Raw genomic sequence first — 10,615 nt, 5'->3', positions numbered from 1 at the left:
CTTCCTGGACACGCCGCAGGACGTTCGTGTCGGGGAGGGGACCCAGATGGACCTCCGGGGCATTCGCGTTCGCCAGGAGCCACCAGGATGCGCCGAGCCCCACCAGCACCGCCAGGGCCAGCGGATAGAGCACCGGACGAGGCATCCCCTGGATGGGCGTGGGCGCTTCCGGATTGGAAGGCGTGGTCTCAATGCTCTGGGAGCGCTGTGCGCGAGGCGCGCTGATGGACAGGGGCGTGCGCCAGGCGCTCATCTCCTCCAGGAAGGAGCGGGGGACTGGCAGCTTCCTGCCTTCCTGGCTCAACTCTGCCTTGAAGAGGAAGCGCAAGAGGTGCGCGACGGTCATCGCGGAGAAGCGCGGGAAGTTCGAGTAGAGGTACCCCGCCAGCGCATCCCCGAACTCATGACTGGACTCGAACCGCATGTCCCGGGCCGGTGCGAGCGCTCGCAACAGGAGCTCATTCAGCGCGTCAGGCAGGTCGGGCCTCAAGACCTTGGGGGCCGCGAACTCGCCGCGTGCGATCCGCATCATCACCGCGGGGGGCGGGCCTTCCACGGGCAGCCGGCCGCAAAGCAGCTCATACAGCACGACCCCCGTGGCCCACACGTCCGTGCGTGCATCCACCTCTTCCCCGCGCGCCTGCTCCGGGGAGAAGAAGAGGTATTTGCCCTTCACCACGCCCGGCGCCGTCTTGAAGCCCCGGAGGAGCTGCGCCTTCGCGATGCCGAAGTCGACGATCTTGACCTGGCCCTCGTAGCCCACGAGCACGTTGTCCGGAGAGATGTCCCGGTGGACGATGCCCAGTGGCCGGCCACTGCTGTCCGTGCGCGTATGGGCGTAGTGCAGGCCCCGGCACATCTCCATCGCGATGAAGACCGCCACCGGGATGGGCAGGGCGTTCATGCCCTGTTTCGCGGCACGCTTGAGGACGCGGTGGAGCGGCTGGCCGTCCACGAACTCCATGGCGAGGAAGTACTCGCCGTCCACGCGGCCGAAGTCGAAGACCTGGGCGACGTTGCCATGCGACAGCGTGGCGGAGATGCGCGCCTCGCTGATGAACATGGAGATGAACGCTTCGTCGTTGGCGTACTCCGGCAGGACCTTCTTGATGAGGACTGGCTTGGTGACGCCCGCGTCGCCTACCAGCTGCGCCCGCCACGTCTCCGCCATGCCTCCCCGGCCCAGCCAGGAGACCAGCTCATACCGCCCGAAGACGTCGCCCGCTTGGAGTGCCATGAGTCGTAGGTCGTCGTGAGGTTGTGATTACTGGGTTGAGTTTTGCTTGGCCAGGTCGCTCAAGACTCTGATGACGAGATCTCTCTTGGGATAACCTTCGGGGGCGAGCGCCAGGAATGTCCCGTAAGACTGCTCGCTCATCTTGACGTTGCCGAGCTTGGCATGAACGACGCCAAGCATGAGATGGCACTCGGGAACCTTGGGCAAGCTGTCTGCGCATCTTTGCGCCATTTCAAGTGCCCCCCGCGTGTCTCTCTTTCTCATGAGCATGCGGACCTGGTTCTGGATGTTCGTAATGTCTTCAGGGCGGAAGCCATTCTTTGCGCTCGAGGCCGTGGGCTTGACGGCGGTCGTGCTGGCGACCTCTACCTTGTCTTCCGGTGCGGCGATGGGCGCGGGTGTCGTGACAGATGGGGGTGGAACAACGGGCGTAGGTCTGCGCGTCTCAACAGCGATGGGCGCGCGAATCGGCGTGGGCGGTGGCGCTCCTCCGGTGGTCCCCGGCGAATGCGTATCCATGAGGAGCCACAGGCTGGCACCCACGGCCAGCAGGACTCCCGCGCTCAAGCCGTAGAGCAGGGGACGCGAGGTCCCAGGAGACGCCACGATGGAGCGGGGCTGGGTCGTCTCCGTGACGTGCGGACTGACTGGACGCAGCTTCCGTGTCTGGCGCTCGGTCGAGGGCGCCGGCTCCTCCGGCTCGGTCTTCGCTCGCCAGGACTTCAGTTCCTCCAGGAAGGAGCCCGGGACGGACAGCTCACGGCCTTCCTGGGCCAGGTCTCCCCGGAACAGGACGCGCAACAGGTGCGCGATGGTCATGGAGGAGAAGCGCGGGAAGTTCGAATACAGGAACCCCGCCAGTGCATCTCCGAACGTGTGGCTGGATTCAAAGCGCTGCTCCCGGTCGGGCGTCAGCGCCTTCATCACGATGTCGTTCAGTTCCTGCGGCAGGTCCGGGCGGAGCACTTGCGGCATGGGGATCTCTCCCCGCGCCACGCGCATCATCACCACGTGCGGTGGCCCCTCCACCGGTAGCTTCCCGCAGAGCAGTTCATACAGCACGACGCCGGTGGCCCAGACGTCCGTGCGCGCATCGACTTCTTCCCCGCGCGCCTGCTCCGGCGAGAAGAAGAGGTACTTGCCCTTCACCACTCCGGGCGCCGTCTTGAAGCCTCGGAGGAGCTGCGCCTTGGCGATGCCGAAGTCGACGATCTTGACCTGGCCTTCGTAGCCCAGCAGCACGTTGTCCGGAGAGATGTCCCGGTGGACGATGCCCAGCGGCCTTCCGCTGCTGTCCATGCGCGTGTGCGCGTAGTGCAGGCCCCGGCACATCTCCATCGCGATGAAGACCGCCACCGGGATGGGCAGCCCGGCCAGCTCGCTCTTCATCGCGCGCTTGAGGACGCGGTGGAGCGGCTGGCCGTCCACGAACTCCATGGCGAGGAAATACTCACCATCCACCCGGCCGAAGTCGAAGACCTGGGCGACGTTGCCATGCGACAGCGTGGCGGAGATGCGCGCCTCGCTGATGAACATGGAGATGAACGCTTCGTCGTTGGCGTACTCCGGCAGGACCTTCTTGATGAGCACCGGCTTGGTGACGCCGGCGTCGCCTACCAGCTGCGCCCGCCACGTCTCCGCCATGCCTCCCCGGCCCAGCCAGGAGACCAGCTCATACCGCCCGAAGACGTCGCCCGCTTGGAGTGCCATGGGTGGGGCATCTTAAACCCATATTCCGGGGATGGCCGAATGGAGGCTGTCTTTCTCCGGCCTGCCCGCCTGGGATGTCAGCGAGTGGAAAGCCTCGGCCTCTCAATTCCCCGTGCCGCTCTTCCCAAGCATCTCCAGGACCTTCGCCCGGCGGGGATGGTCCTCGGGGGCGAGCTTCAGGAAGGTCTCGTAGTGCTGCGTGCTCTCACGCGGGTGATTGAGCTTCGCGTGCACGGCCCCGAGCATGAGCTGGCATTCCGGCATGCCCGGGTTGTTCGCCGCGCAGTCATTGGCGGCTTCCAGCGCGGCGTCGTAGTCCTGACTCTGCAGCAGGCCGGAGAACTTCTGCTGGACCTCCTGCTGCTTCGTCTTCACGAGCGAGGAGACCTTCTGCTGCACCTCCTGCCGCTTGGAGTCGAGCAGGCCCAGGACACCCTTCTTGGGCGCAGGGGCGCTCTCTGGGACAGCGGCAGGCGTCTCCTGGACGGCGCTGGCCGCGACCACCGTCGGAGGTGAGTGGTCCTCGACGACAGGCACAGGCTTCGGCTCCTCCTCCTGGACGTGCCGGGCGGGACGCACGGATTTGGATGAGGGCTTCCGGCTGGGCTGCCTGGCTTCAGGCGCCGCGGGGCTCTCCTCGGGCACCACCACCGCCACGACTTCCGGCGCCGGTGCGGGCGGCTCGGGCTCGGCCTTCGGCGCGGGGGCTTCGACCGTCACCACGGCCTGCGGAACAACGGGCGCGGGCTGCGCGACAGGCTCCGGCGCGCGGGGGGCCATGAAGAACCAGAGCGCGGCCCCCGCCACGGCCACGCCTCCGGCCGTGCTGGCTCCGTATAGCGCCTTGCGGGAACGTCCTGCCGGAACCGTGGGGGCTTCGGATTCCGTCGTATCCAGAGGCGAAGGCTTCGCGACAGCGCGAGCGATCCGCCGGGTCTGGACCTGCTCCGGCGGCGGTGCATCCAGGAGCTTCGCGAGCGCGGGCACGCCCCAGCGCTTCGCTTCGTCGCGGAAGGCCGCGGGAACGGTCAGCTCGCGCCCCTCGTGCGTCAGGTCCGCACGGAACAGCACCCGCAGGAGGTTCGCGAGGCTCAGCGACGAGAAGCGCGGGTAGTGGGCATGAAGGAACTCCGCCAGCGCATCCCCGAAGGCATGACTGGATTCAAAGCGCCGCTTGCGGTCCGGAGCGAGCGCCTTCATCACCAGGTCGTTCAGCTCCTTCGGCAGGTCCGGCCGGAGCGTCGTGGGCGCGGGGATCTGCCCGTGGGCAATCTTCATCATCACCGTCTGGGGCGGCCCGTCCACCGGCAGCTTCGCGCAGAGCAGTTCGTACAGCACGATGCCCGTGGCCCAGACATCCGTGCGCGCATCCACGTCCTCGCCGCGCGCCTGCTCCGGGGAGAAGAAGAGGTATTTGCCCTTCACCACGCCGGGCTCCGTCTTGAAGCCACGCTGCAACTGCGCCTTCGCGATGCCGAAGTCGACGATCTTGACCTGGCCTTCGTAGCTGACGAGCACGTTGTCCGGAGAGATGTCGCGGTGGACGATGCCCAGGGGCCTCCCGCTGCCATCCGTCCGCGAGTGCGCGTAGTGCAGGCCCCGGCACATCTCCATCGCGACGAAGACGGCGACCGGAACCGGCAGCGCACCCAGGCCCGCCTTCATCGCGCGCTTGAGCACCTTGTCGAGCGGCTTGCCGTCGACGAACTCCATCGCGAGGAAGTACTCGTCCTCCACCTGCCCGAAGTCGAAGACCTGGGCCACGTTGCCGTGCGACAGCGTGGCGGAGATGCGCGCCTCGCTGATGAACATGGAGATGAAGGCTTCGTCGTCCGCGTACTCGGGCAACACCTTCTTGATCAGCACGGACTTGGTGACGCCCGCGGCGCCCACCAGCCGGGCGCGCCACGTCTCCGCCATGCCGCCGCGGCCCAGCCAGGACACCAACTCATACCGTCCGAAGGTATCTCCGGCGTGCAGTTCCATATGGGGCGCGCATCCTATACGGAACCTGGGAAACCCCGAACGCAGGCTCCCTGCCTGCCGGGCTCGCGAGCGGCCGCGCCTTCATTCCTTGGCGCCGGTCGCCCCCAGCTCCGCGAGCTTCCGCAAGACGGACGGACGCCTGGGATGGTCCGCGGGCGCGAACGCCAGGAAGCGCTCATAGCTTCGCGCGCTCTCCGCGACCTGACCCAGCTTCGCCAGGACGTCCCCCCGTAGCAGGTGGCACTCGGGCTCCCGGGGGAGCCGCGTCACGCATTGACTGGCTGCGTCGAGCGCTTCCTTCAACTGTCCTCGGGCCAGGTACATCAGGACGGCGCTGCGCGCGGACTCCAGGTCCGCTTCGTTGGCGGGGGTCTGCTCCTGCGGCTTGCGCGTTGGCAGGGCCGCCAGACGCTCCGAGACCGCGGTCCGCCGGAGGTCCGTGGCGGGGGCGTGCTCAAGGAAGGCCCGGTAGTGCAGCGCGCTCTTGTCGATGGAGCGGAGCTTTTCGTAGGTGATGCCCGCGGCCAACCGGCAGTCCGCGTTGTCCGGCAGGGCGTCCACGCAGGTCTGCACCAGCTTCGCGGCCCGTGGCAGCTCCTTGCTGCTCTTGTGCATGCGGTACACGTCATCGAGCAACGCGCGCACCTTCGCCTCGGTCCATCCATTGTCTGGAGGAGGGGGCGGCGGCGGTGGCGGTGATGGATCCACAAGCACGCCCGCATCCACTTCCGCGACCACGGGCGGCTTCGGGTCCTGGGGCGTCTCCGGGGCGGTTCCTCCCACGGGGGCTTCCGGTCCGCTCCGGAACTGCGTCCACCAGACGCCACCGCCCAGGGCGAGCAGCGCCGCGAGCCCCACCCACGGCGTCCACGAGCGGCGGACCGGTGAGATCTCCGCCGTGGGCAGCGCGGGCGCATCCTCTTCCTGGGACTCCCGCGTGACGACGACAGGCGCCGTGTGCGGCCGGGGCGTCGGGAGGGCCCGCAGGTGCGGCACCGTGGGCATCTGATCTTGCCCCACGGGTTGGCGCCAGGCCTTGAGCTCCTCCAGGAAGTCCTCGGGAACCGCCAGCTCCCGGCCCTCGTTCAGCAGGTCTCCGCGGAACAGCACCCGCAGCAGGTGCGCCAGGCTCAACGACGAGAAGCGCGGATGATTCGCATACAGGAACCCCGCCAGCGCATCCCCGAACGCGTGACTGGTGGCGAAGCGCCGCGCCGGATCCGGGTGCAGGGCCTGGAGGACGATGCGGTTGAGCGCTTCCGGCAGGTCCGGCCGCACCTGGCTCAACGAGGGAATCTCCCCGTGAGCAATCTTCATCATCACCACGTGGGGCGGCCCGTCCACGGGCAGCTTGCCGCACAGCAGTTCATACAGCACGACGCCCGTGGCCCAGACGTCCGTGCGCGCATCCACGTCCTCGCCGCGCGCCTGCTCCGGGGAGAAGAAGAGGTACTTGCCCTTCACCACCCCCGGCGCCGTCTTGAAGCCGCGCTGCAGCTGCGCCTTCGCGATGCCGAAGTCGACGATCTTGACTTGGCCCTCGTAGCTGACCAGCACGTTGTCCGGAGAGATGTCGCGGTGCACGATGCCCAGCGGCTTCCCGCTGCTGTCCGTGCGCGAGTGCGCGTAGTGCAGCCCCCGGCACATCTCCATCGCGATGAAGACCGCGACGGGAACGGGCAGCGCGGGCATCCCGCTCTTCATCGCGCGCTTGAGCACCTTGTCGAGCGGCTTGCCGTCGACGAACTCCATCGCGAGGAAGTACTCGCCCTCCACCTGCCCGAAGTCGAAGACCTGCGCGACGTTGCCGTGCGACAGCGTGGCGGAGATGCGCGCCTCGCTGATGAACATGGAGATGAAGGCCTCGTCGTCCGCGTACTCGGGCAACACCTTCTTGATCAGCACGGACTTGGTGACGCCCGCGGCGCCCACCAGCTGGGCATGCCACGTCTCCGCCATGCCGCCCCGGCCCAGCCAGGACACCAGCTCATACCGTCCGAAGGTGTCCCCTGCATCGAGCGCCATCGGGCGCCCACCTTAGCCCCAGAATCCCAGGACCACCGAATAGACGTCTCCGCGTCTGTCCAACCCTGTGTGTAGGTTGGCTTCGTACCCCCTCAGGGGGCCGGCTTCGAGGCGCCCGCCGCGAGCGTGACGTAGAGGCGGCCCAGCCCGGTCAGCTCGCCGGAGGCGCCCAGCAGGTTGATGGAGGGGATTTCATTGTTGCGCCCGGAGAACCACGCGTAGCGCTCGATGGCGGGCTCCGACTCCAGGTAGCCAATGGCATCCACCATGTACTGCTTCTGCACGTCCACGGTGATTTCGTTGTGCGGCCGGTCTCCGCACGCGAACTCCGTCAGCCAGAGGGGCTTGTTGTATTTCTTGAACTGCCCCACGTACCACTTGAGCGCGCCCAGGTCGCACGCGTACCAGTGGATGGCAATGGCATCCACCTGACAGTTCGCGCAGGCCTTGAAGAAGGCATCCAGGTACACAACAGGGTCGGTGAAGGTGACGCCGTCCTCGGTCACGCAGTCGCCGCAGTAGTTCACCGCCGGGGACACCAGCTTGAGCCCCTTGCGGCGGGCCACCTCCTCCAGCACGGGCCAGAGCGCCGCGGCCTGGCGGGGCGTCTTGTTCGCCTGCGACTTGAAGTTGGGCTCGTTGAATCCCAGCAGGTATCGCGCGCCCGCCGGAATCTCCGGCTCCAGCTGCGCCACCGTGGGTGTGCCGCCCCAGGCCATGGGCACGAAGGAGACCTTCTGCTCGACGTAGACGCTGGCCGCGCCGCTCTCCGGCTTGGGCGACCAGTTGTACCACCAGCTCATCCCCGGGGAGAGCGCCTTCAGGTCCGCCGCCGAGTGATAGCCATACCCCAGGCCCCGCTTCGTGCTCTTCGTCACGCCGGGGGCCGGTTCGTCGTCTGTCTGGGATTGCGTTCCCGCCGCCGGGTCACACGCCCACAGCGGCGGCAGCAGGACGGCCAGCCACAGCGCGACGGGGAGCCGGGGGACGGTGCGCATGGCGCGACTCTACACCCGGCCCTCGCTTCACGGCGCCAGCCGGGGCACGAGGCGCGGCTCGCCCACGTCGCGCCACCAGGGCGTCACGCCCTCCACGCGCGAGGGCTCCAGGCTCCGGCCCAGGCCCGGCGTGAAGAGCCGCACCTGCTGCTCCGTGGCCAGCCGCACCAGCGTCTCCACGGGTTCATCCCACGCGTGCAGCGCCAGGTTGAAGGTGCCCCAGTGCACCGGCATCAGCGTGCCGCCGCCCAGCATCGCGTGTGCCTTGAGCGCGTTCTCCGGGCCCAGGTGGATGCCGCCCCAGCTTGGATGGAACGCGCCCACCTCCAGCATCACCAGGTCGAAGGGGCCGCATCTGCGGCCAATCTCCTCGAACTCCGTCGTGAGGCCGGTGTCGCCGCTGAAGAACAGCCGGTGCTTGTCCGTGGTGAGCACCCAGGACGCCCACAGCGTCGCGTTGCGGTCGCCCAGGCCCCGGCCGGAGAAGTGCTGCGAGGGCGCCGCGCGGAAGGACACCGGGCCCACGCGGTGCTCCTCCCACCAGTCCAGTTCGGTGATCAGCTCCGGCGCCACGCCGAAGGCCTCCAGGTGGCGCCCCACGCCCAGCGCGGTGACGAAGGGCACCCGGCGCTTCGCCAGCGCGTGGATGGTGCTCCGGCACAGGTGGTCGTAGTGGTCGTGCGACACCAGCACCGCGTCCAGCTCCGGCAGCGCGTCCACCGGCACGGGCGTGGCGTGGAAGCGCTTGGGGCCCGCGAAGGACACGGGCGAGACCCGGTCGCCGAAGACGGGGTCGGTCAGCACGCGCGCCCCGTCCACCTCCAGGAGCATCGTGCTGTGGCCCAGCCAGGTGACGCGCAGGCCGGTGTCCGGCGCCCGGGCCCAGGTGCCGCGCGGGTCGTCCACCGGCAGCGGCGCGGGCGGCGTGCGCCGCGTGCCGCCAAAGAAGTACTCGCCCAGAAGCGGCAGCGGGTTTCCCTGCAGGCCGGGACCCACGGGGGCGGTGTTGCGGAAGCCGTGGCCCTCGAACTGACGGGAGGCCCGGCTGCGTTCGAGGCGGAGTCCCGCGCTGCGCGCGCTGTCGCTGACGGTGGGCATGAGGCGGTGTCTAACACCCACGCCTCCGCCCGGCACGGCTACCCGCCCGGAGCCCGGGCGGGGAGGCGGCGGACGCCTACAGCGCTTCTTCCGGCGCCGCGCAGGTGTTGCTGAGCGCGCTGGACCAGAGCTGGGCGTTCAGCGTGTCGTCATAGGCGCTGAAGTAGACGCGGCTGCCCTGGCGGAAGAACTCGCGCGGGTAGGAGGAGCCCCCCTGGGCCGGCCCGGCGATGTCCTTGAGCCGGCGCGTGCCCGCCACGCTGCCGTTGCTCACCCAGGGCTCGATGCCCGCCGTGGTCTCATAGGCGCTGAAGAAGACCAGGTTGTCCGCCGCCGCGTACACCGGCGAGCTGTACTCGTCCGACAGGCTCAGCGGACGGCGCAGCAGCGTGGTGCCCCCGGCGGTGCCGTTGGTCACCCACAGCTGCGTGTCCCGAGGCGCGGGGCCGTCACTGCCGATGGCCACGGAGAAGAACAGCTTCCGGCCCCCCGGCGCCTGGCTCACGGCATCGATGTAGGGGAACGCGGAGCCCTGCGACGCGTAGTCATTGGGCAGGGTGAAGACGGGCTCCGGGGTCCCGCCCGCCAGCGGCACGCGGTAGAGCACCATGTACTGCGTGCTGAAGGACGTCGTCGTCACGTACGCGTACGTGCCCAGCGCGCCCAGCACGCGCATGGAGCGCGTGGCGCCGAAGGACGCCAGCCGCAGGGTGCCGCCCGCCGTGCCGTCCGTCTTCCACAGCTCCTGCAGGCCGGTGCTCTCATCCAGCTTGAAGAGGGTGAGCCCGCCGGAGGTGCGCACGTCGTTCGGGTAGGTGTCGGGGCCCGCGTCCAGCCGCTTCAGCTGCACGGTGCCCCCGGAAGTACCGTCCGTCCGCCACAGGGAGATGGCGCCCGGACGCTCGCTCACGAAGAACAGCAGCGCGTTGCCCTGCTTCGCGTCCAGGTAGCTCACGTCCACGGCCGTGCCGAAGTCGCGCACGCGCACCGTGCCCGCGTCCGTGCCATCCGAGCGCCACAGCTCATAGCGCGTGGAGGACGTCGCGGCGTCGTACGTCTCCTTGAAGAAGACCAGCGTGGAGCCCGGCGCCGCCGCCAGGTGCGTCAGGTATGAGTCCTCCGTGCCCGGCGTCAGGTCCCTCACCAGCCGGGTGCCGGCCGTCGTCCCGTCGCTCACCCACAGCTCGCTGCCGTGCGCCGCGTCCGGCGCCACGAAGAAGAGCCGCGCGGGCGTGGCGGTCAGCTGCGACAGGAGCGGCGTGAAGGCGCCCTCGGTCGGAGGGAAGAACCGCACCTCCGTGGTGCCCGCGTCCGTGCCGGTGCTCCGCCACAGGCCCCGGCGGCCGTCCTCGCCGTTCACCGCGAAGTGCAGCGTCCCCTGGAAGTCCACGAAGCTGCCCGGCCCCATCGCGAAGCGCGGGATGCCCAGCTCCGAAGGCGGCAGGAGGGTCTTCACCCGCTGGGTGCCCGCGGCGGTGGGAAGGCACAGCCCCTCCGCCGTCACCTCGGGCGCCGAGGTGTGCTCCTGTGCGAGTCCGGCCTCCGTCCCCTCCTCGGGAAG

At 68.9% G+C, this 10,615-nt stretch carries 7 protein-coding genes; all 7 read right to left on the bottom strand.

Annotation, left to right across the window (positions count from 1 at the left end; translation table 11 throughout):
- On the bottom strand, positions 1-1,237 hold a 1,237-nt coding region (locus tag D7X55_RS27600; protein ID WP_233610103.1), incomplete at its 3' end, for a serine/threonine-protein kinase.
- Between the two features lie 27 nt (positions 1,238-1,264).
- Positions 1,265-2,947, bottom strand: coding sequence for a serine/threonine-protein kinase (locus D7X55_RS27595; RefSeq protein WP_121724614.1), 1,683 nt, complete (start codon positions 2,945-2,947; stop codon positions 1,265-1,267).
- A gap of 102 nt (positions 2,948-3,049) precedes the next feature.
- Positions 3,050-4,933, bottom strand: coding sequence for a serine/threonine-protein kinase (locus D7X55_RS27590; protein ID WP_121724613.1), 1,884 nt, complete (start codon positions 4,931-4,933; stop codon positions 3,050-3,052).
- Positions 4,934-5,014: 81 nt separating this feature from the next.
- Positions 5,015-6,958, bottom strand: coding sequence for a serine/threonine-protein kinase (locus tag D7X55_RS27585; RefSeq protein ID WP_120552681.1), 1,944 nt, complete (start codon positions 6,956-6,958; stop codon positions 5,015-5,017).
- A 92-nt stretch (positions 6,959-7,050) separates the two neighbouring features.
- Positions 7,051-7,956 carry a glycoside hydrolase family protein gene (locus tag D7X55_RS27580; RefSeq protein ID WP_121724612.1) on the bottom strand — a complete coding sequence of 302 codons (906 nt, stop codon included), beginning with the start codon at positions 7,954-7,956 and terminating at the stop codon, positions 7,051-7,053.
- A gap of 27 nt (positions 7,957-7,983) precedes the next feature.
- Positions 7,984-9,054 (bottom strand): MBL fold metallo-hydrolase, encoded by a 1,071-nt coding sequence (locus D7X55_RS27575; protein WP_120552683.1) that lies wholly within the window; start codon positions 9,052-9,054, stop codon positions 7,984-7,986.
- A gap of 76 nt (positions 9,055-9,130) precedes the next feature.
- Positions 9,131-10,615, bottom strand: a 1,485-nt coding sequence (locus tag D7X55_RS27570; protein ID WP_121724611.1) for an ELWxxDGT repeat protein, incomplete at its 5' end; no start/stop codon positions are given.

Source organism: Corallococcus sp. AB049A, from assembly GCF_003668885.1.
In the GTDB taxonomy this organism is placed as follows: Bacteria; Myxococcota; Myxococcia; order Myxococcales; family Myxococcaceae; genus Corallococcus; species Corallococcus interemptor.
Note: the sequence above shows the minus strand (reverse complement) of the source record. Positions and strands in the feature narration are given on the sequence as shown.